The 20,522-nt window shown below is 70.4% G+C and carries 17 protein-coding genes; 8 read left to right on the top strand and 9 right to left on the bottom strand.

What is annotated here, in order from left to right:
• Positions 1-13: 13 nt before the first annotated feature.
• From ACH34R_RS38730 to pstC, 3 genes are read right to left on the bottom strand one after another with little or no spacing between them, the layout of a single operon-like run.
• Positions 14-832 (bottom strand): phosphate ABC transporter ATP-binding protein, encoded by an 819-nt coding sequence (locus ACH34R_RS38730; RefSeq protein ID WP_111168108.1) that lies wholly within the window; start codon positions 830-832, stop codon positions 14-16.
• Positions 829-1,932 (bottom strand): phosphate ABC transporter permease PstA, encoded by a 1,104-nt coding sequence (gene pstA, locus ACH34R_RS38725; RefSeq protein ID WP_397566572.1) that lies wholly within the window; start codon positions 1,930-1,932, stop codon positions 829-831. The genes ACH34R_RS38730 and pstA overlap by 4 nt, the downstream gene beginning before the upstream one ends.
• Positions 1,929-2,876, bottom strand: coding sequence for a phosphate ABC transporter permease subunit PstC (gene pstC / locus ACH34R_RS38720; protein WP_397566571.1), 948 nt, complete (start codon positions 2,874-2,876; stop codon positions 1,929-1,931). Before pstC ends, pstA begins: the two co-directional genes overlap by 4 nt.
• Positions 2,877-3,150: 274 nt before the next feature.
• Here pstC and ACH34R_RS38715 point away from each other — a divergent pair, with 274 nt between their 5' ends.
• Together ACH34R_RS38715 and ACH34R_RS38710 are read left to right on the top strand one after the other, a co-directional pair.
• Positions 3,151-5,592, top strand: a complete 2,442-nt coding sequence (locus ACH34R_RS38715; protein ID WP_397566570.1) for a substrate-binding domain-containing protein — start codon at positions 3,151-3,153, stop codon at positions 5,590-5,592.
• Complete coding sequence (locus ACH34R_RS38710) at positions 5,589-7,097, top strand: sortase (protein WP_397566569.1); 1,509 nt, start codon at positions 5,589-5,591, stop codon at positions 7,095-7,097. Before ACH34R_RS38715 ends, ACH34R_RS38710 begins: the two co-directional genes overlap by 4 nt.
• A 63-nt stretch (positions 7,098-7,160) precedes the next feature.
• Here ACH34R_RS38710 and ACH34R_RS38705 read toward each other — a convergent pair whose 3' ends face one another.
• The gene (locus tag ACH34R_RS38705) at positions 7,161-8,345 is read right to left on the bottom strand and encodes a substrate-binding domain-containing protein (protein ID WP_397566568.1); all 1,185 of its coding nucleotides are present in this window, start codon (positions 8,343-8,345) and stop codon (positions 7,161-7,163) included.
• Between the two features lie 245 nt (positions 8,346-8,590).
• On the opposite strand from ACH34R_RS38705, the gene ACH34R_RS38700 reads away from it, so the two are divergent.
• Positions 8,591-8,980, top strand: coding sequence for a hypothetical protein (locus ACH34R_RS38700; RefSeq protein WP_397566567.1), 390 nt, complete (start codon positions 8,591-8,593; stop codon positions 8,978-8,980).
• A gap of 59 nt (positions 8,981-9,039) precedes the next feature.
• Here the strand turns inward: ACH34R_RS38700 and ACH34R_RS38695 are convergent, their stop codons facing one another.
• The 5 genes from ACH34R_RS38695 to ACH34R_RS38675 all read right to left on the bottom strand — a co-directional run bounded on the left by ACH34R_RS38695 (position 9,040) and on the right by ACH34R_RS38675 (position 13,300).
• The gene (locus tag ACH34R_RS38695; protein ID WP_397566566.1) at positions 9,040-10,206 is read right to left on the bottom strand and encodes a glycosyltransferase family 4 protein; all 1,167 of its coding nucleotides are present in this window, start codon (positions 10,204-10,206) and stop codon (positions 9,040-9,042) included.
• Between the two features lie 345 nt (positions 10,207-10,551).
• Entirely contained in the window at positions 10,552-10,716 is a 165-nt protein-coding gene (locus tag ACH34R_RS38690; RefSeq protein ID WP_199537416.1) for a hypothetical protein, read from the bottom strand.
• On the bottom strand, positions 10,716-11,411 hold the full coding sequence (locus ACH34R_RS38685; protein ID WP_397566565.1) for a class E sortase: 696 nt from the start codon (positions 11,409-11,411) through the stop codon (positions 10,716-10,718). The genes ACH34R_RS38690 and ACH34R_RS38685 overlap by 1 nt, the downstream gene beginning before the upstream one ends.
• Positions 11,408-12,703 carry an HtaA domain-containing protein gene (locus ACH34R_RS38680; protein ID WP_397566564.1) on the bottom strand — a complete coding sequence of 432 codons (1,296 nt, stop codon included), beginning with the start codon at positions 12,701-12,703 and terminating at the stop codon, positions 11,408-11,410. The genes ACH34R_RS38685 and ACH34R_RS38680 overlap by 4 nt, the downstream gene beginning before the upstream one ends.
• A 27-nt stretch (positions 12,704-12,730) precedes the next feature.
• Positions 12,731-13,300 (bottom strand): class F sortase, encoded by a 570-nt coding sequence (locus ACH34R_RS38675; protein ID WP_397566563.1) that lies wholly within the window; start codon positions 13,298-13,300, stop codon positions 12,731-12,733.
• Between the two features lie 1,612 nt (positions 13,301-14,912).
• Between ACH34R_RS38675 and ACH34R_RS38670 the strand changes: the two genes are divergently transcribed.
• The 5 genes from ACH34R_RS38670 to ACH34R_RS38650 all read left to right on the top strand — a co-directional run bounded on the left by ACH34R_RS38670 (position 14,913) and on the right by ACH34R_RS38650 (position 20,500).
• A complete protein-coding gene (locus ACH34R_RS38670; RefSeq protein WP_397566562.1) occupies positions 14,913-16,514 on the top strand; it encodes an ABC transporter substrate-binding protein in 1,602 nt (533 codons plus the stop codon).
• 62 nt (positions 16,515-16,576) lie between these two features.
• A complete protein-coding gene (locus ACH34R_RS38665; RefSeq protein WP_397566561.1) occupies positions 16,577-17,521 on the top strand; it encodes an ABC transporter permease in 945 nt (314 codons plus the stop codon).
• A gap of 53 nt (positions 17,522-17,574) precedes the next feature.
• Positions 17,575-18,471, top strand: coding sequence for an ABC transporter permease (locus ACH34R_RS38660; RefSeq protein ID WP_397566560.1), 897 nt, complete (start codon positions 17,575-17,577; stop codon positions 18,469-18,471).
• A complete protein-coding gene (locus ACH34R_RS38655; protein WP_397566559.1) occupies positions 18,468-19,475 on the top strand; it encodes an ABC transporter ATP-binding protein in 1,008 nt (335 codons plus the stop codon). Before ACH34R_RS38660 ends, ACH34R_RS38655 begins: the two co-directional genes overlap by 4 nt.
• A gap of 53 nt (positions 19,476-19,528) precedes the next feature.
• Positions 19,529-20,500, top strand: coding sequence for an ABC transporter ATP-binding protein (locus ACH34R_RS38650; protein ID WP_397566652.1), 972 nt, complete (start codon positions 19,529-19,531; stop codon positions 20,498-20,500).
• Positions 20,501-20,522 lie beyond the last annotated feature (22 nt).

Below are 20,522 nucleotides of genomic sequence, written 5' to 3'. Positions count from 1 at the left end.
GCTCCTCGCGGTGCTAGCCGAAGCGGCCATTGACGTAGTCGGCGGTACGCGGGTCCTCCGGGTGCTGGAAGACCTGCTCGGTGGGGCCCTGTTCGACGACCCGGCCCGGGGAGTCCTCCTCGGCGAGGAAGAACGCGCAGCGCTGGGAGACCCGCTGCGCCTGCTGCATGTTGTGGGTGACGATCACGATGGTCACCTGTTCCTTGAGTTCGCCGATGGTCTCCTCGACCCGCCGGGTCGAGGTGGGGTCCAGCGCCGAGCACGGTTCGTCCATGAGCAGCACGTCCGGGCGTACCGCCAGGGACCGCGCGATGCACAGCCGCTGCTGCTGGCCGCCGGACAGGCCCCCGGCGGGGGCGGTCAGCCGGCCGCGCACCTCGTCCCACAGGCTCGCCCGGCGCAGGCACTCCTCGACCAGCGCCTCCCGGTCGGCGGGCCTGCGCCCGGTGAGCTTCAGGCCCGCGGTCACGTTGTCGGCGATGCTCATGGCCGGGAACGGGTTCGGCTTCTGGAAGACCATGCCGATCCGGCGGCGTACCTCGGTGAGCGCCAGCGCGGTGCCGTAGACATCCTCGCCGTCCAGCAGTACCGAACCCGCCAGTGTCGCGGCGGGCACCAGTTCGTGCATGCGGTTGAGGATGCGCAGGAACGTCGACTTGCCGCAGCCCGACGGGCCGATGAGCGCGGTGACCTCGCCGGAGTTCATCACGATGTCCACCTGCTCCAGCACCTTGCGCTGCCCGAACCAGGCGCTCACGCCCACGGCGTCGAGCGTGCCGCCGGCCGGGCCGGGCGCGTCGGTGGTGTCCGTCACCTGTGTGTCGGCGGTCATCGGCGGGTTCCCTTTCCACTTCGCCGCCCGCCCTGGCCGCCCGCCCTCGCGAGCAGGAAGAGCAGCAGCACCAGGATCAGCAGGACCAGCGATCCGGCCCAGGCGCGGTCCACCGAGGTGTCCTGCGGGGCGCGGATCTGGTGGTAGACGAAGAGCGGCAGGTCGTCCTGGATGCCGCCGAACGGATTCGGGTTGAGGATCTTGGTGCCGACCGCGGTCAGCATCATCGGCGCGGTCTCGCCGATGATGCGGGCCGTGCCCAGGATCACGGCGGTGATCAGGCCGGTCCTGGCGGTGGGCAGTACGACCAGGGCGACGGCCCGCCACTCCGGGCCGCCGAGCGCCAGCGCCGCCTCGCGCAGGCTGCCCGGGACGATCCGCAGCACCTGCTCGGCCGCGATGGTCACGGTGGGCAGCATCAGGATGGCCAGCGCCAGGCTGCCCGCGAACCCGGAGAAGCCCCAGCGCAGCCGGACGATCAGCAGGGCGTAGACGAACAGCCCGGCCACCACGGACGGCAGGGCCGTCATGGCGGAGGCGACCAGGCGGGCGGGGGCCGCGATCGGTCCCTTGACCTCGTTGAGGTAGACGGCGGTGAGGATGCCGAGCGGCACCGAGATCAGCGCCGCGATGCCGACCTGTTCGATCGTGCCGAGGATGGAGTGCATGCCGCCGCCCTCGGTGGCGGGCTGCAACGGTCCGGTGAGCTGCATGGTCTCCAGCAGGAACCCCGGGCGCAGGCTGCTCAGCCCGCGGTAGACCACGTACCCGATGACCAGGAGGAGCGGGGCGAGGGCCAGGCCCGCCCCGGTGCTGATGAGCACCGCCATGATGCGGTCGCGGGCCACCACGGGGCCGCTGGAGTCGCGGGCCACGCCCCAGTACGCGCCGAGGAACAGCGCGTACCAGCAGATGGCGAAGCCGGCGGGCTGCACGGTGAACGGCATGAGCCGGCCGAAGATCAGCCAGGTCAGCACGTAGGAGGAGGACGCGGCGGCGGCCAGTTCGATGCTGTCGGACAGCCGCCAGGCCCCCGGACGGCGGCGCGGCGCGGCCACCCGGGAACGTGGCCGTGCGCCGGCCGGAGCGGTGACGGTCATCGGGCGGCCCGTTCCGCGCGGTCCACGACGCGGGCGGCGAGGAGGTTGATCACGAACGTCACCAGGAACAGCGCCGCGCCCGCCGCCATCAGCGCGCTCAGGCCCAGTTCCCGCGACTCCTTGAAGTAGATGGCGATGCCGCTGGCGATGGTGACGCCGCCGTTCTCGAAGAGGCGCGGCTTGATCTCGAAGGCGAAGCTGAAGATCAGGGTGGCCGCCATCGTCTCGCCCAGCGCCCGGCCCAGCCCCAGCATCGACGCGCCGATCATGCCGCCCCGGCCGAACGGCAGGACCACCGTCCGCACCATGCCCCAGCGGGTCGCGCCGAGCGCCAGCGCGCCCTCGCACTCGTGCCGGGGCGCCTGGGCGAGCACCGCGCGCATGATCGAGGTGGTGATCGGGATCGCCATCAGCGAGATCACCAGGCCCACGTTGAAGAACGAAGAGCCGATCTCCCGGGCCTCGAACACGAAGAAGACCCCGCCCAAATGATCGACCGCCCATTTTTCCATCGGATCGAGGAACGGAATGAGGACGTGCAGTCCCCAGCCCGCGAAAATGATGCTGGGAATCGCGGCCATCACCTCGACCGCGGTGGTCAGCCCGCCTTTCAGGGCGCGCGGCGCGTATTCGTTGATGAAGACGGCCGTGGCGATGGAGATGGGCACGGTGAACACCATCGCGATCAGCCCGGTCACCGCGGTGCCGTACATCATGGCGGCGATGCCGAAGCGCCCGGACGGCTCGTCCGGGTTCCAGGCGGTGGTGGTGAAGAACGACCAGCCCGCCCGCTGGATCGCCGGTATGGCGGTGAGCACCAGGAACACCGTGATCAGCACGATCGTGACCAGCACGGTGGCGGCGGCCGAGGTGGTGACGGCGCGGTAGACGCGGTCGCCCCGGCTCAGCCTGGCCGTGATGGTGCGCGGTGTCTCCGTTGTCACGGGGAGTGCCCGGTCCTTCCTGATCGGTCCTCGCGGCGGGTTTCGGTCCATGAGTCGGGGCAAGTTTCCGCCCCGGCGTGGTACGGCCCAGCCGCCACGGGGTTAACGGGGCCATAAGAATTCGATACGGAATTCAAGAGACGTGTCCGTTCCACCGCACTTTTGTGAACTCGGTGGGAAATCTGGCGGACGGGCGGGACCGGGGATTGTCCGGGCAGCTCGCGGCCCGTTTGTCTGGTCCTGGATTGTCGGTTCGACCCAATGGAGTTGAGCGGTGGCCAGGCGTACCCGTGCCCTGCTGTTGACCTTCGCACTCACCAGCCCGGCGCTACTGGCCGCGGCGCCCGGCCCGGCCAGGTTCGCCCCGGCCCCGACAGTGGAGATCTGGCTGGACGCGGAGACCCGCGCCGACGGCGTGCCGTCCGTCGAGCTCGACCCCGACCAGCAGGTGGAGATCAGGTGGAAGGGCTTCACCCCCGGCACCCGCGTGGTGATCTCCCAGTGCCGGACCCCCGACCTGGTCGGGCTGTTCGGGCTGCCGAGCTGGGGGGCCGGCATGTTCCACTGCGCCCACCAGATCCGCCGGTACGCCCAGACCGGCGCGGACGGCGAGGGAAAGCTGTCCACGGTCATCACGACCGGCATGTTCCAGCAGACGATCATCTCCCGGGGCCGCGGCAACGAGCCGTTCGGCTGCAACGGGGAGTACAAGGGCGAGGAGTGGGAGAGCGCGTGCATCGTCACGGTGAGCGAGTGCGAGTGGGACCAGCCGCTCACCCTCACCCAGGACGGCACGGACTGGAAGCTGGTGCCCAGCCCGCGTACCGACCTCGCCGACCCCGCGCTCGCCGCGGCCAGTGAGAACCTGCGGTTCAGCAACCCGGACGGCGTGCCGGTCATGACGGACTGGCCGCCGCCGCCCCCGATGCGGGTGGAGGTCAAGGTGCCCGACCCGCTGCCGATCCCCGAGCGGCCGGAGGGCGCGCCGATCAGCGGGGCCGGTTCGGTGAACCTCTCCGAGGTCATCACCGACTGGCTGATCTCGATCCGCCGGAAGACGCCCGCCCGCGACGTCTCCTACCTGCGGGGGACGTCCGTGTTCGGGGCCGGCAAGCTGAAGCAGGGGTTCGCCAGCGGCTTCGCCGAGGGCGCGGACTTCGCGGTCGTGGGCACCGGGCTCACGCCCGAGGAGACCGGCGGCGCGGTGGCCTACGCCCCGATCGCGCTGACCGGGCTGAGCATCGCCAACGGGGTGGAGTACGGCGGGCTCGGGCTGGCCACCACCCGCATGTCGGCCGCCTCCGTGACCGAACTCCTCGGCCTCGGCACGTCCTTATGGTCGGACTCGACGCTCAAGGGCCCGACCGTGGACGACAACCGGGGGTGCGGGCTGCCGACGCTGGACGCGCGGATCGTGCCACGCGCCGGGCAGTCCGCCCAGAACAAGCTGATCTCGTCGTGGCTGGCGGCGTCCCTGCCGCCGGGGCGGTTCGCCGAGGTGTTCTCCTCCGAGCCCGGTGACCTGTGGCTACGGCCGAAGGCGAACGGGGAGATGTACTCGGCGGAGAACGGCGCGACCGCCGCGGAGTACATCGCCACCCTCGGCGGCAAGGGCATCAAGCTGGTCCAGGCGGACGGGAAGACCTACCAGGAGAGCAACGCCGAGAAGCAGAACATCGGCGCGCTCGGGTTCACCGACATCACCCAGGTGACGGCGGCGCGGGAGAAGGGGTACGTGATCAACTCCGCGCCGGTGAAGAACGCGGCGGGACGGTACGTGCTGCCGACGAAGGAGGCCCTGCTCGCCGGCTTCGAGACGATGACGAAGAACGCCGACGGCACGTACACCCCGGTCTTCGACCGGACCGGCGAGGCGGACGCGTACCCGCTGCCGATGATCCACTACATCGCGGTCCCGGCGGCCGACGCGTCCGGGCGCAACCCGCTCCCGCTGGAGAAGCGCAAGACCCTGGCGGCCTTCATCGAGCATGTGATCAGCGACGCGGGGCAGGCGAAGGCGGCCGAACTCGGCGCGCCGGCACTGCCGCGGCGGCTTCGGGAGCAGTCGGAGGAGGTGGTGCGGATGCTGCTGGAACCCGGCCCGGAGACCCCTGGGCCGACCACGCCCCCACCGTCCCCGCCTGGGCCCGATGGCCCGGATGACCCGGGCCCCACGCCGCCCGGTGAGGACAACAACAACAGCGGCGGCGGTGGCGGTGGCGGTGGCGGTGGCGAGGAGCAGCAGGAGCACGCCGGCCCCGAGCCCGTCGCGACGGTCAAGAAGACCGCGCCCGGCCCGTCGGCCCCGCCCGCCAAGCCCCGGGCCACGCGCCCGGTCACGCCCTCCCGGACCAAGCCGGTTTCGGCTCCGCCCGCTGACGAGAACATCGCCCTGCCGGTCGCCGCCCCTCCCACGTCGGCCCCGCCCACGTCCGCGCCGCCCGTCTCTGAGCCGCCCCCTCCGCCCGCCTCCGAGCCGCCGACCATCTCGCTGACCCAGTCGTCCGCCCCGGCCGCCCAGGTCTCCCGTGCGGGCGGGGAGGGCACGGTACGCGGTGGCGTGATCCCGGCGGGCGCCTGGATGCTGCCCGCCGGTCTGATCGCGGCGATCGGCGCCGTGGCCGTCCTGCTCGGCGGCGGCTGGCGCGGCTACGAAATCAGCAAGCGCCTCCGCCGCCGCGGCGGCGGCGACGGCACGGGTGCTCCGCAGGCATGATGGTCCCTGGCACTCCGCAGGACCCCGTCCTTCTGGTCGCCCAGGTCGAGCAGGCCGTCGAGCAGGTCGAGGCCGCCGTGGCGCTGGTCGTCGCGGACGCGCCGGGGGCCGACCCGCAGGGCACGCTGGTGCATGCCGGGGCCCTGGCGATCCTGCTCACCCAGGCCGGCGCGGTGGTCCAGGGCCATCCGGGGCTGCGGGCGCGGGTCGAGTCGGCGCATTCGCGGTACGGGGCGGCGATGATCCGTCTGGGCGTGACGGTGCAGGCGCAACTGGCCCGCCTCGGGCCGGGTGCGGCGGGCGCGCCGCCGCCGTACGGGCATCCGGGCATGCCGTACGTCCCGCAGGGCCCGGTGACGATCACCTTCCCGGGCAACGGCCATCCCGGCGCGGGCTACGCCCCGCCGTACGCCGCCCATCCGGGCCCGGTACCGCCGTACGCGGCTCCGCCCGGCTCGGCCCCGGGGACCGCCCCGCCGTACGCCGCCCATCCTGGCCCGGTACCCACCGCCCCGCCGTACGCCGCATATCCCGGTGCGGTGCCGGGGGCCGCCCCACCGTACGCCGCTCCGCCGCCCGGCCCGGTTCCGCCGTACGCGGGTGCGCCCGGCCCCGCGAAGCGGCGGCGGGTGGTGATACCGCCGGGGGCGCGCAGGCTCGGGCGGCACATGGTCACCGCCGTCACGATCGCCGGGGCGCTGTTGCTCGCGTTCTCGTCCTACGCCTCGTGGTTCGGGCACCTGACGTACGAGCGCAACCAGCGGATCATGCTCGACCGGCTCAACGAGGACTTCAAGGTCTCCGCCGCCATCGCCGCCGCGCCCATGGCCGGGGACAAGGACCTGTCCTCGGTACCGAGCCCCGGCACCCCCGTGGCGCTGCTGGAGATCCCGCGGATCGGGGTACGCGAGGTCGTGGTGCAGGGCACCGGAACCAGTGAGCTGCGCGAGGCGGCCGGCCACTACCGCCCCTCCCCCATGCCGGGCCAGGTCGGCAACGCGGTACTGGCCGGGCACCGCAACCTGTACGGCCGCCCGTTCGCCAGGATCGGCGAGCTGCGGCCCGGGGACAAGATCACGGTCAGCACCCAGGAGGGCCGGTTCCCGCACACGGTCGAGGCCGTGCAGCGGGCCAGGACGGGCGAGGAGGACTTCCTCTCCCAGGCCACCTTCGTCAACCGCCTGACACTGCTGACCACCGGCGACGCCGACCGGCCCGGTGGCAGGCTGGCGGTGGTGTCCCGGCTGGACGGCCCGCCGAGTTCGCTCAAGATCCTCGACCGGGACCCCATCAAGGTGGACGAACTGGGCCTGGGCCGCGACCCCGGCGGCTGGCTGCCCGCGATCGGGTGGGGCCTGGCCACGGTGGGCGCGCTGTTCGGCACGATCGTCCTCTACCGGCGCTGGCGGACGGTCTCGACGTACCTGGTGACGAGTCCGGTACTGCTGGCGGCGGCGCTGCTCTGGTTCGAGTCGCTCGCGCGGCTGATCCCCTCCACCTACTGAGCGCCGGGAGGGCCCGGCCGGATGGCCGGGCCCTCTGTTTTCGGCGTCGCGGTGCTCAGGGGGTCAGTTGACGTCGGTGAAGGTGCACTTGTTGGCCAGCGGGCTCGCGTTCACCTTGACGAATCCGGCGTCCGCGATGATCGTGTCGATGTGGGCGCCCCAGTTGCGGTTCGCGCTCGCGTGGGCGATGCCCAGGCCCGCGCTGCCGACCGGCTTGGTGTGCTGGGTGTTGGGCTTGCAGATCCAGCCGTTCTCGCCGATGTAGTCCTTGGCGTGGGCCGGGACGCTGGTGCGGTGGTAGACGTTGTAGAGGGAGCGGCTGTACTGGTAGCTGCCGTCCTGGATGGTGCTCGCCTGCGGGACGACGCCGTTGACCGAGAGCAGGTCGGTGGCGGCGGGGTCGCAGGCCGCGGCGCCGGTCTGGTACTTACCGAACGACAGCCACCAGATCGAGCGCTGCCGGTCGGCCACGGCGAGGTTGTTGATCGGGGTGCAGTCGTTCTCGAAGAGCACCTGGCCGCCGGTCGCCGCGACGCAGGTGTTGGGGTTGCCGCCGAGGAAGGACTGCCAGGTCGCGTACGTGCCCGAGCTGGTCTGCACGCCGTGGACGATGATCTGGCCCGAGCCGCCGCCGAAGTCGCTCCAGTTCTCGGCGCAACCGTCACCGGCGGTGTCCAGGAAGATCTCGCGGAGCTGGTCGTGGGTGAGGCTGGTCACCGAGCCGGACGGGCCGCCGTTCCACCGGGGGATGGCGATGGCGTCCTTGGCGAAGGCGACGTAGCGGAGCGGGTCCGCGGCGTTCTGACACTGACTGGGGACACTGCCGGGGCCGGAGGAGGACCGGGCGTAGTCCACCGGGTACACGCCGGTCGAACCCTTCTCACAAAGCTGGCGCAGCCCGGCGGACGAGCCCTGCGGGTAGAGGCTGACCGCGGTCTCGTGGTCGTAGTTCTCGTACTGGTTGGCCGCCGGCTGCGGGTGCGGGTCGCACTCGATCTGCGGTACGGCCGGGGGGACGCGGAGCGTGCAGCCCGGCGAGGCGTTGAACGCCTCGTCCAGGTTGGCGATCGCCTCGTAGGTGGTGTCGGAGCCGCTGCCCCGGATGATCTCGTCCATCTTGCCGTTCGCGCTGGGCGGGGCGGCCATCGCCGGGGCGGCGACCGCGAGGCTCAGGACGACACCGGCCACGAGGGTCACGACCCTGCGTAAGCGCGGCATGCCGTTGCGCACTTCTCCGACATTGCTCATTTCAGCGGACATGAATCCTCAATCCCATTCAGAAGGGGGGTTTGTGGGACGTTGCGACGCACGCCGATAATCACGCCCCAGCGCCGTCGGCAAGAACAACCAAGCTGTGTCCGGAAGGGGAACTGTTAGCCCACACCGGCGAAAATCCCGGGTTTTCCGAGCGGCCGGAGAATTGTCCTTTCGTTTACGCGCCGGGCATGCGCCGTGCCTTTTCTCATTGATCACGGGCCGGATAGTGGCGTGCCATGAGCAGGCCCCTCCGAATCGCCTTGGCGGCGGTCGCGCTGTGGTACGCCGCGGTCGCCTGTACCGGGTCCACGGGTGGCACGGCCACCCCCGCGCCCGCCGGTGTACCGCCCGTGACGGTGGCCGCGGGCAGAAGCATCGCGATCACCGAGCAAGGCCCGGTGCCGCGCCACCTGATCGCCGGGCCGGGGGACGACATCTCCTGGCGCAACGACACGCCGAGCGACCAGCGAGTGACGATGGTGGACGGCACGGAGTCGGGGTTGATCAAGCCCGGGGAGTCGTTCACCCGGCGTTTCCCCACCTCGGGGACGTTCGCGTACGAGATCGGCCCGGATGGCGCGCAGGGGCTGGTGGAGATCAACCTCCCCGAACCCACCTGGAGCTGACCAGGGCGCACAGCGGGCGCGGCCCTTGCGGACCGCGCCCTCTCAGGTGCGCTGCGGCGTCAGCCGCCTTCCTTGATCGCCTCGCTGTAGACCTCGCGCAGCGCGGTCAGGTGGCCTTCCGCCGAGAAGCGCCGGCGGGCGACCTCGCGGCAGGCCAGGCCCATGGCCAGCGCCTCACGCGGGTTCTGTAACAGCGCGAGCATGGCCGATGACAGCAGCAGCGGATCGTCCGGCGGGATGAGTTTCCCGGTCGCGCCGTCCACGATCAGCTCGGACACGCCGCCGAGCGCGGTACCGATCACCGGCACCCCGCAGGCGAACGCCCGCAAGATCGCCAGCGGCTGGTTCTCCGGGCAGCGGGACGGCACGACCAGCGCGGTCGCCGACCTGATCAGCTCGGACACCTCCGGCTCGGGCAACCGGCCGGCGAGCCGCACCCGCCCCGGCGCGACCTCGTCGGCCATCCGCTCCAGCGCCGACCGCGCCGGGCCGTCCCCCACGATCACCAGTTCGCCGATCCCGCGCAGCATGCCCATCGCGGTGATCGCGACGTCGAAGCCCTTCTCCGGGCCGAGTCTGCCCACGCAGACCAGCGGCCCGCCGGCCTCGGTCTTCGGCGGCGGGCCGGCCCCGTCGGCGAAGTGATCGAGGACGCGGACCCGGCCGGGCCGGGCCCCCGCCCGGGTCAGCCGTTCGGCCAGGAACCGGCTCGGGCAGATGAACCGCCGCACCGGCTCGTAGGCCCGTAACCTGCGGTGCAGCCAGGTCTCCAGGGACACGGCCAGGCCCGCGTCCGGGGTGCCGTTCCGGCGCCCCGGCTCTTGCAGGCAGGCGGGCCGGTAGTCGTGCACGGTCATGACCGTCGGCACCCGCGCGGCCTTGAGCGCCGACAGGACCGACGGCGAGAGCTGGTGATGGATCGCGTGGACATGGGCCACGTCCGGCCGGAAGTCCTCGATGACCTTGCCGATCCCGCGCCGGGCGCTGCTGGACCAGAGCATCCGCCCGGTGCCGCGTAACCTGCCGACCGGCCCGCGCGGCAGCGGATCGGTCGGGATGTACTTCGGGAAGTGCTCCTCGTAGGGAACGGCGATGTTGTCCGGGTGGCGCGCCGCGAAGAAGGCCACCCGCTCGCCTCTTCCCCGTTGCAGGTCCGCGAGGGCGAGTAGATAGGACTCGGCGTCCCATTGATGGTAGAGAAACCTGTTGACGTGCAAGATTCTCATATGCGGACTCTGTTTCCGGGTGCGGGGCCCACGCCGCGACGCGGGCGGCCAGGGGAGCGGGTGGTGAATCAGATAAAGCCACTCTCGACACCGCGATGGAGATCGTTCGCGGACCTGCCCTTTATAGCCTGATCAAGGTCCGGCCGTAGGGAGCGGCGCATCAACGACTGGGAGGACTTGGGTGAATGCCGGGTAAACAGCGGAAAATCCGCTGATCGGGCCGACGGCCCTGCCGAGTGCCGGGAAGAATCGGCTCGGACAATGCCCGGGGCGGCGAATTCCGGGCCTGCGCGACCCGAATTCCCGCCCTGCCGTACCGGCCGGGAACGCCAGGGCGTCAGCGGCTCATGGCCGCCCGTCCACCGTCACGTCCTCCAGGTTCAGCAGGGTGTCCACCAGTGGGAAGATCACGAACCACAGCAGCGCCAGCACGCAGCCGGCCAGGACGGCCGCCAGCGTCAGTTTCACCGGCAGGCGGCCGGGCAACCGGCGCCAGATCCACGCGTACATCAGGCGCGCTCGCCTCCCAGGGCGGCCGGTCTGCCCGCGGACTTCGCGCGCGTCTCGGCCAGTTCGGCGTGGACGATCAGCCGCTGCCGGTTCTGGAACTTGGGGGTGCAGGTGGTCAGCGTCAGCATGGCCTTGGTGGGCGGCTCGCGCGGGCGGTCCGGGTTCGGCGCGACGACCTCGACCGACGTGGGCAGGACCACCCGCCGGCCGACGACGCGGTAGACGTACCAGCCGGTCTTGGTCTCGGCCACGATCGGATCGCCGGCGCGCAGGCGGTCCAGGTCCCAGAACACCGAGGCGATCCGATGACCGGCGACACCGACGTTGCCGATCTCGCCCGGCCGCGCGGTACGGGGGTAGTGACCAGGGCCTTTGCGCAGATCGGCCTGGGTCACCCCTTCGGTGACCGCCCAGCGGCGATCGAGCCGGGGAATGTGCAGCCGGGCCATCGGGCGGCCGGGGGCCGGTACGGCGTCACCGGCCGCCCAGCTCCGGTCGAGGACGGTGTCCAGTTCGCCCTGCTCCCGGTCGATCCGCCAGGCTTTGCCGTACGTCGCGTACCCGGCGAACAGCACCAGCAGCACGCCGCAGGTCAGCATGATCTCACCGGCGGCCCGCGCGATCCGCAGGTGGCGCGGCGTCCAGACCTGCCGGTCCTCCTGGACGGCGGTCGCGTGCTCGGCGGTGCCCGTCACAGGTCGTCTCGCAGGTAGCCGGATCGGCGCGAGGCCCGCAGGGTGATCCCGCCGCCGACGATCAGGCCGATGCCCACCGTCAGCAGCGGCAGCACGTAACCGTCACCGGTCTTGGCCAGGGTGTCCTCGGCTTCGGCGTCCACCGGCGTGACCGATTCCACGACCGTCCTGGTGGGGCGGGCGGACTTCTTCGGCGTGGCGGTGGCGCTCGGGCGGGTGCTGGGCGAGCGGGTGGGGTTCGGTACCGAACCGGACGGACGGGGGGAATTCGACGAACTCGGCGTTGGGGACGGGGTGCCGCAGGCGCCGGGCGACGGGCTGGTCCCGGAGGTGGGCGTGGCGCTGCCGCTCGGGCAGGGCACGACGGCCTGGCCCCTGATCACGGTCAGGACGTCGCCGACCGCGTCCGCCTCGTAGGTGAGGCTGAAGGTGACCGGGGCGAGTGCGGCGTCCGCGCCGAGTACGCCGGTCAGCGCGCCGGCCGCCTGCCGGGTGATGGCGGTGGGGGTGCCGGTCCAGGTGACGGTCCGTTTGCGTTCGGCGGCGGTGCGCTCCAGGTCGAGCAGGGCCAGGTCGGTGGTGCCCAGGTGGGTGGACGTCAGGGCGGGGGCGGGCGGGGACGGCACCGGCGCGGGGGTCGGTACCTGCTCCTGTTCCCCGGAAGGCGGGGCCGGTGTGGGTGTGGGGGTGGGCGTGGGCGTGGGGGTGAGCGTCGGCGTCGGCGTCGGCGTCGGCGTCGGCGAGTCCACCGGGGTGAGCGCCGGGGTGGGGGTCACGGGCGGTGACGGCGTTAGCGTCGCGGCCGGAGAGGCGGTGGGGGTCGGGGTCACCGCGGAAGGGGTGGGACCGGCCGATGGCGGAGGGTCGGCCGGGCCCACCGACCTCAGGTCGGCGCGCAGGGCCGACCGCGCGCCGTGCACCACGACCTCCGGGTCGGAGATGACCAAGGTCCGCGTGCCGCGGACGATCGTCACGCTGCCGCCGTACTTCGCGGTGGCCGTGCCGGTGGCGGCGTCGTAGTCGCCGCCCACCGCGGGAAAGACGAACCGGCCGCCGCCGTCGCGGACCACTCCCCCCGACAGAAGGACGCGTGTTCGCTCACCGGCGAGGTCGTCGCTGAGCCGCCAGCGCAGCGAACCGCCGGTCACCCCGCGCGGCCCCGGGCCGGACGTCGCGGCGACCGCGGCCACGGCGGCCAGGCCGCCGAGGAACAACTGCACGAGCGAGATCGCCAGCAGCCACCGGACATGCCTTCGTCCACGGTGCCGGTGAACGGTGGACGCGCCATTCATATGTATTCCTCTAGCCAGGAGAGTGCTTCAGGGACTCGACGGCGGGTCCGCCGTCGCGTAGACGATCAGGTTGTCGCTGTGGCTTCCTGTCGAACGGTTGTACGGACCGGCACAGGTGATCAGCCGCAGCGCCGGAACCGGCACATTCCCGTACACCCGCGCGGTCGGGAAGCGCGACTTGGGCACCTGCTCGGCATGGCCCACGGTGAACGTCACCGAGCCGCCCGCCGCCCGTTCGATGAGGATCTTGTCCCCGGGCCGGAGCCGGTGCAGCCGCGCGAAGACCGAAGGGCCTGAGCGGGTGCGGACGTGCCCGAGGATCACGGCGGGCCCGGTCTCCCCCGGCGCGGGGCCGTACCGGTACCACCCCGTCAGATTGCGTGGGGACAGCGGGGGCACCTCGATGACGCCCGACTCCTGCAACCCGAGCACCCCGACGGGGGCGTTCACCCCGATGGCGGGGATGTGGATCCGGGTCGGCGCCACCTTCCCCACGGCGGCGGCCGGGCACGCCCAACCGGCGACCGCCACCACGACACCGGCGAGTGACAACACGAACCGCCGGGGCATCGCGCTTCGCGCGTGGTTCATGGGCATGCGCACGCCTCCAGGGGAATCCAGCAGCGCTGGGGGAGAGAAATGCTTCCGACCCCCGGTTAAGACAAGGCGGTGAACACGCTGCCGCCCGGTGTTGCGGCCACGAACCGTGCCACCGGAGACGAACACCAGGGATCCGGCCGTCCTCCCGGAGGCGTCACGCCGGTGAACACCATCCCCAAATCAGACTCCACCCCCGAAACCGGACACCCCACTCCGCTCGCTCCGGATGCCAGAACACCGACCACCGCCCCCTCCCCAACAAGCCGCCACACCGGGCCGATCAACGGATAGGCGTCAACCCCGACGTAACAACCGCCAGAGGTGTCCCCGCCTGCGGCAGAGCGGCACGTGTCACCCCCACCTGCGGCAGGACCGCACAACCGCCCCCCACCGCCTTCGCTCCGCACAACCGCGCCCCAACCGCCTTCGCTCCGCACAACCGCGCCCCAACCGCCTTCGCTCCGCTCAGCCGTGTCCTCCCATATCGGGCTCCGCCCGACGTACGGCAAGCCGGCCCTCACCGCCCCGCCGCACCCAGTGACGGCCCCGCCCCGGCATTTCCCATGCGTTGTGACCGCTCACCGCACCCAGCACCAGCTAAAACGGCCCCCTTCCAACTCACCGCCACCCAGCAGACCGCCATCACCCTCACCTAGGGCGAGACCGAGCTACCCCGCACCCAATCGACTTCGCTCCGCTCAGCCGTGTCCTCCCATATCGGGCTCCGCCCGACGTACAGCAAGCCGACCCTCACCGCCCCGCCGCACCCAGTGACAGCCCCGCCCCGGCATTTCCCATGCGTTGTGACCGCTCACCGCACCCAGCACCAGCTAAATGGCCCCTTCCAGCAGACCGCCGTCACCCCCGCCTACGGCAGGACCGCGTTACCGCGCACCCAATCGACTTCGCTTCGCTCAGCCGTGTCCTCCCATGTCGGGCTCCGCCCGACGTACAGCAAGCCGACTCTCACCGCCCCGCCGCACCCAGTGACGGCCCCATCCCGGTGTTTCCCGTGCGCCGTCCCCGCTCACCGCGCGGCAGCACCGGCTGAAACGGCCCCCTTTCAGATCCGCCCGCCGTCTTATGCCTCCCGACCTTGCCCACCGGCGAACGGCGGATCGAACGATGCGTGTGGTGGCCGGCGATGCTCCCTGCCGGGGAATCCCACCGGAAGGGGGGCGCGTTGCCGAGGCCGGCCGCCGCGAGGCCACTGGATCGGGCCTCCATCTCAGTCGGCCGCCGCCGGAACGGGAACGCCTCGGAGACGGGGGCCGGCAAGCCGACGGCCGTTCCTCCTCGGTGGGGCGCGGGGTCATCAGGGCCGACCCATCATGACCCTGCTGCCGCCCCGGGGGCGTCACACCCTGGTACCCAGGTGTTCGTCTCGCTGCTTCCAGGTCTTTACGGGCCGACATACGTATGATTTCATATGTCGGACAAACAGGGATCCGACCTATAGGCGGTCCGCTCCGCACACCGTTGGCGGCATCGAAGCAGCGACCCTGCGCCCGACGGGCACCACAGGCGTGGAGCGAACATCACCACTCAACTAATCGGGGAGCTCTAGGGCCCTCTCGCGCCCTCAGATCTAGCCTGGAGGACTCTCCATATGGGGACGAAACTGATTGTTGCCACAGCCGTGGCATTGTTGGCTGTTTCGACCGCCTGCTCCAGCGCATCCGGAAGACCTGGCGACCAAAATCCCGGCTCCACCGGCACAGCGGCGGGCCAGCCCGCCCAGAATGTGGCCTGTCCCCCCACCGACAAGGGCGCGATCGACAAGAACGCGACCTTCACCTGGATGTACAGCGTCGCGAACACGAGCTTCGACCCGGACAAGGTGACGACCAGCAATAGCTGGATGTACCTCTTCCCGATCTACGACACGCTGACCCGCCTGACCGCCAACGGTGAGCCCGAGGCGATGCTGGCCAAGAAATGGGAGGTCGGCGACGGCGGAAAGACCCTCACCCTGGAGCTCATCGAAGACTGGAAGTACCACGACGGCACGCCGTTCGACGCCAAGTCGGTCAAGGCCAACCTGGACCGGCACCGCGCCAAGGGCTCCTTCAACGAGCAGGCGCTGTCCGACGTCAAGAAAGTCGACGTCAGCGGCGACAGCACCGTCAAGATCACGACCGGCCACGGCGCCGCGCCGCTCATCAGCATTCTGGCCAGCTCGGCGGGCATGATGATGAGCCCGGCCGTGTTCGATGACCCCAAACAGGCCAACATGCCGACCGGTGGGTCCGGCGCGTTCAAGGTGACCGGGTACGACCCCGCCACCAAGGTGGAGTACACCGCGGTCAAGGACTACTGGGACCCGGACGCGCTGAACGTCGCCAAGATGGTCTTCCTCATTTCCAGCAGCGACAACGCGCGGCTGAACGCCGTCATGACCGGCCAGGCGGACGCCACTTTCCTGCGCTCGGCCATGTACCAGCCGGCCAAGGACGGCGGGCTGGTCGTCTGCCAGAAGCCCAGCCTGGCGAGCTTCACCATCGCCCTGAACACCGCCCACGCGCCCTTCGACAAGAAGGAGGCGCGGGAGGCGCTGAACTACGCGATCGACCGTAAGTCGATCAACCAGCTCATGCAGGGCTTCTGCCAGCCGGGCATTCAGATGTTCCCGACGTCCTACTACGCCTCCGACCCCGACCTGACCGCCGACAAATACCCCTACGACCCGGCGAAGGCGCGCGAACTCCTGAAGGCGGCCGGCATCCCCAGCGGTTTCGAGTTCACCCTCGAAACCGACAACCTGGAGTCCTACACGAGCGTGGCCGAACTGATCCAGGCCAATCTCCAGCAGGCCGGGATCAAAATGAAGATCCAGCCGGTCGAGCTGCCGAAGCTCATGGAGAACTTCTCGGTCAACAAGACCGCCGACGCCGTGATGGTTCAGCAGAAGGCCGACGCCGATCCCAGCATCCAGATCGCCGCGTTCTATCTGAAGAACGGCTTCAGCAACCCAGGTAACTACACGAACGCCAAGGTCATCGAGCTCGATGCCGAGGCGAAGGCCGCGCAGAGCAAGGAAGAGCGCGCGGCCGTGTACAAGAAGCTGTTCCAGGAGGCGCACGCCGACGCCGCACCCCCCGTCACCCTGTGCCATCTCAACACGCCGCTGGCGATGAACGGCAAGGTGCAGGGCGTCGAGGTGTACGTCGACGGTTCGCGCCAGTTCCGCGGAGTCGCAATCAAGAAGTAACGGCCTTCCGGGCGGCCGGCCGGCTCACCGGCCGGCCGCCCGGAAAGGAACGGAGAACTCACGTGCTTCGTCTTCTCGGCGCCCGGCTGCTGACCATGGTCCCGTTGCTGCTCGTCGTCAGCTTCCTGATCTACGGGCTGATCGCGCTGGTCCCCGGCGGCCCGGAGACCGCGCTGGCGGGCAGCAACCCGACGCCGGAAAAACTGGCCATGGTGCGCGAGCAACTCGGCCTCAACGAACCGTTCCTGGTGCAGTACTGGAACTGGTTCTCCGCCGCGGTCCAGGGTGACCTCGGCAATTCATTCGTCAATGGGCAGAGCGTCTGGTCCGCGATCGGGAGCGGGTTCCCGGTGACGCTTTCGCTCGTCATACTGACGCTGCTGATCGCGGCGGTCCTCGGGCTGGGGCTCGGCCTTGCCGCCGCGCTGCGCCCGGGAAGCTGGATCGACCGCACCGCGACGGTCATCGCCAGCCTCTTCATGTCCCTCCCGTACTTCTGGGTCGGGATGATGCTCGTCCTGGTCTTCGCCATCGACCTGCAGATCCTGCCCGCGATCGGCTACGTGCCGTTCTCGCAGAGTCCCACCGACTGGTTCCTGCACCTGATCACACCGGCGTTCGCCCTGGCCATCGTGCCGGTCGCGGTCGTCGCGCGGCAGACCCGCGCCGCGGTGACGGGCGTGATGACCGAGGACTACGTGCGCACCGCCGAGGCCAAGGGGCTGCGGCCCGTGCGCCTGGTCGGCAAGCACGTGCTGAAGAACGCGGCGGTGCCGGTCGTCACGGCCTTCGGGGTCGAGGCGAACCGGCTCATCGGCGCCACAGTGGTGATGGAACAGCTCTTCGCGCTACCGGGAGTGGGGAAACTGACGTATTTCTCGGTGTTCTCCCGCGACTTTCCGATGGTGCAGGGAATTCTGCTGATCACCGCCATTCTGATCATGTTCGTCAACCTGGCCGTCGATCTGTCCTATGGCTACTTCAACCCGAAGATCAAAGCGACATGACACAGAATCAGGGACTGCATTCCACCGAACCCCCGATAATGACGGCGGGTACGATGCCAAGGCCGAAGAAGCCGGAAGAACCCGCCGTGCGCCGCAGGCGCGCGGGCCGGTTCGGGCAACTCGCCCGCAGGTTCGCCGGCAACAAGCCGGCCGTGGCCGGCGGGGTGCTGCTGTTCGTCATCCTCGTCGTCACCATGGGCGCCCCGCTGTTCGCCCCCTACACACCTGAACAGATCAACATCGCCGACCGGCTGTCCGGCCCCACGCCGGCGCACTGGCTCGGCACGGACGCCCTCGGCCGGGACACCCTCAGCCGCCTGCTGTTCGGCGGGCAGATCTCGCTCGCGGCCTCCGCCCTGTCCGTGGCCATCGCCACGCTGATCGGCCTGCCGCTGGGCATCCTGGCCGGGTACGTCGGGCGCGGCCCCGACTGGCTGCTGAACCGGGCCTCCGACATCCTGATGACGTTCCCGGCGCTGGTGCTGACGATCGCCATCATCGCGGTGGTCGGCCCCGGGCTCACCACGGCGATGATCTCGCTCGGCATCGTGTACTCCGCGCGGCTCTTCCGGGTCATCAGAAGCGCGACCCTGGTGGTCCGGCAGGAGGTCTACATCGAGGCGTCGATCAGCATCGGCACTCCGGGCCGCACGATCCTGTTGCGGCGGATCCTGCCGAACGTGCTGCCGCCGCTGCTGATCCAGATATCGTTCCTGCTGGCGTCCGCGCTGCTGGCCGAGGTGACGATCAGCCTGCTCGGGCTCGGCGCACTGCCGCCCACCGCGAGCTGGGGCAGCATGCTGGGCCAGGCGTTCGCCGAGATCCGCGGCACGCCCTCGCTCGCCGTCTTCCCGGGCATCGCGATCGCGCTGGCGACCCTCTCCTTCAACCTGGTCGGCGACGGCCTGCGCGACTCGTTCGGCCGCGCGACGAGAAAGGCGGAAGGGTGACCGGTACCGAACCGTCCGGCAGCCTGCTCAGCATCGAGGACCTGCGGATCGACTTCGCCACCGACCGCGGCTGGGTGAACGTCCTCAACGGCGTGTCGTTCGACATCGGCAAGAACGAGATCGTGGTGCTGGTCGGCGAGTCCGGCTCCGGCAAGACCGTCACGAGCCTGTCCGTTCTGGGGCTGGTCCCCCGGGCGCACAGCCGCAAGACCAGCGGGCACATCTGGTACGACGGCAAGGACCTGACCGAGCTGCCCATCGGCGAGCTGCGCAACATCCGCGGCAACGAGATCTCGATGATCTTCCAGGAGCCGATGACCAGCCTCAACCCGGCGTTCACCGTCGGCGACCAGATCGCCGAGGCGTACCGGCGGCACCGCGGCGGCAAGAAGAAGGCCGCGCTGGCCCGGGCCGCGGAGATGCTCGACCTGGTCGGCATCCCCAACGCGGCGGCCAGGCTGCGCGACTACCCGCACGAGTTCTCCGGCGGCATGCGGCAGCGGGCGATGATCGCCATGGCGCTGATCTGCGAACCCCGGCTGCTCATCGCCGACGAGCCGACCACCGCCCTGGACGTCACGGTGCAGGCCCAGATCGTCGAGCTGCTCATCCGCCTGCGCGACGAGACAGGGTGCGGGATCTTGTTCATCACCCACGACCTCGGCGTGGTGGCCGAACTCGCCGACAAGGTCGTGGTGATGTACGCGGGCGAGGTCGTCGAGACCTCCGTCGCCCGCGACCTCTACATCCAGCCGAAGCACCCCTACACCGAAGGGCTGCTGGCCGCGATGCCGCAGCAGGGCGTCCGCGGCCAGGAGCTGCCCACGATCCCGGGCCGCACTCCCGAGCCGTGGAGCATGCCGAGCGGCTGCCGGTTCGGCCCGCGCTGCTCGCACGCGGTCGAGGAGTGCGGCAAGGCCGTGATCCCGCTGAGCGTGGTGGACAACGGCCGCGCGTGCCGCTGCTGCCGCAGCGGTGACCTCGCGCTGGGAGGTGTCCGGTGAGCGAGCGACTGGTCGAGGTACGCGACGTCAGCGTCGTGTTCCACAAGAAGGCGATGTTCAAGAAGACGCGCACCGTCGAGGCGGTCAAGAGCGTCAGTTTCGGCATCGACACGGGCGAGACGCTGGGCCTGGTCGGGGAGTCCGGTTCGGGCAAGTCCACCACCGGCCGGGCGGTGCTCAAGCTCGTACCGGTGGCCTCCGGCGACATCACCGTGGCCGGGCAGAATCTCACCGACCTGAACGGCCGGGCGCTGCGCAAAGCCCGCAGGCGAATGCAGATGGTCTTCCAGGACCCCTATTCGTCGCTCGATCCCTCGGCGACGGTGGCGGCGAGCATTTCCGAGCCGCTCATGGTCCACGACCATGTCTCGGCCCGCGCGGCCCGCACCCGGGCGCTGGAACTCATCGAACTCGTCGGCCTTCGGGCGAGTCACGCCGACCGATATCCGTACGAGTTCTCCGGCGGGCAGCGGCAGCGGATCGCCATCGCGCGGGCCATCGCGCTGAATCCCGATTTCATCGTGTGCGACGAGGCCGTTTCCGCGCTCGACGTGTCCACCCAGAACCAGGTCATCAACCTGTTGGAACGGCTGCGCACGGAGTTCGATCTGGCCTATCTGTTCATCGCGCACGACCTGGCGATCGTCCGTCATATCTCGCATCGGGTCGCGGTGATGTATCTCGGCAGAATCGTCGAGAGCGGCCCGGCCGAACGCGTTTACAACGAGCCGGCCCATCCGTATACCCAGGCGCTGCTGTCGGCCATCCCCAATCCCAGCCCGCACCGGCGGAGCGAGCGCAGAATCGTGCTCGCCGGTGAAGTCCCGGACCCGGCGCGGCCCCCGTCGGGATGTCCCTTCCGGACCCGCTGCGCATTCGCCATGGACATTTGCGCGGAGCGAATGCCCGAGCACACGGCGATCGACGGCGGCGGCGAGGTCGCGTGTCATCTGCAAGCAAGTGGCCCGGAACTCTCCGGGGCACCCCTGGGCGACCTGACCGCTGCGGCGGTACGTCGCGCATGAAGTCGTCTTGGCTGGTAGGACC

The sequence above is a fragment of the Spongiactinospora sp. 9N601 genome, from assembly GCF_044326295.1.
Lineage (GTDB): Bacteria > Actinomycetota > Actinomycetes > Streptosporangiales > Streptosporangiaceae > Spongiactinospora > Spongiactinospora gelatinilytica.
The sequence above is the reverse complement of the archived record's forward strand: the minus strand, read 5'-3'. Positions and strand labels throughout refer to the sequence as shown.

What these genes read in the sequence shown, in the direction of transcription:
- ACH34R_RS38730 (WP_111168108.1), bottom strand. Translation starts at nt 832, where the DNA reads ATGACCGCCGACACACAGGTGACGGACACCACCGACGCGCCCGGCCCG.
- pstA (WP_397566572.1), bottom strand. Translation starts at nt 1,932, where the DNA reads ATGACCGTCACCGCTCCGGCCGGCGCACGGCCACGTTCCCGGGTGGCC.
- ACH34R_RS38710 (WP_397566569.1), top strand. Translation starts at nt 5,589, where the DNA reads ATGATGGTCCCTGGCACTCCGCAGGACCCCGTCCTTCTGGTCGCCCAG.
- ACH34R_RS38705 (WP_397566568.1), bottom strand. Translation starts at nt 8,345, where the DNA reads ATGAGCAATGTCGGAGAAGTGCGCAACGGCATGCCGCGCTTACGCAGG.
- ACH34R_RS38700 (WP_397566567.1), top strand. Translation starts at nt 8,591, where the DNA reads ATGAGCAGGCCCCTCCGAATCGCCTTGGCGGCGGTCGCGCTGTGGTAC.
- ACH34R_RS38695 (WP_397566566.1), bottom strand. Translation starts at nt 10,206, where the DNA reads ATGAGAATCTTGCACGTCAACAGGTTTCTCTACCATCAATGGGACGCC.
- ACH34R_RS38690 (WP_199537416.1), bottom strand. Translation starts at nt 10,716, where the DNA reads ATGTACGCGTGGATCTGGCGCCGGTTGCCCGGCCGCCTGCCGGTGAAA.
- ACH34R_RS38680 (WP_397566564.1), bottom strand. Translation starts at nt 12,703, where the DNA reads ATGAATGGCGCGTCCACCGTTCACCGGCACCGTGGACGAAGGCATGTC.
- ACH34R_RS38675 (WP_397566563.1), bottom strand. Translation starts at nt 13,300, where the DNA reads ATGCCCATGAACCACGCGCGAAGCGCGATGCCCCGGCGGTTCGTGTTG.
- ACH34R_RS38670 (WP_397566562.1), top strand. Translation starts at nt 14,913, where the DNA reads ATGGGGACGAAACTGATTGTTGCCACAGCCGTGGCATTGTTGGCTGTT.
- ACH34R_RS38660 (WP_397566560.1), top strand. Translation starts at nt 17,575, where the DNA reads ATGCCAAGGCCGAAGAAGCCGGAAGAACCCGCCGTGCGCCGCAGGCGC.
- ACH34R_RS38650 (WP_397566652.1), top strand. Translation starts at nt 19,529, where the DNA reads ATGTTCAAGAAGACGCGCACCGTCGAGGCGGTCAAGAGCGTCAGTTTC.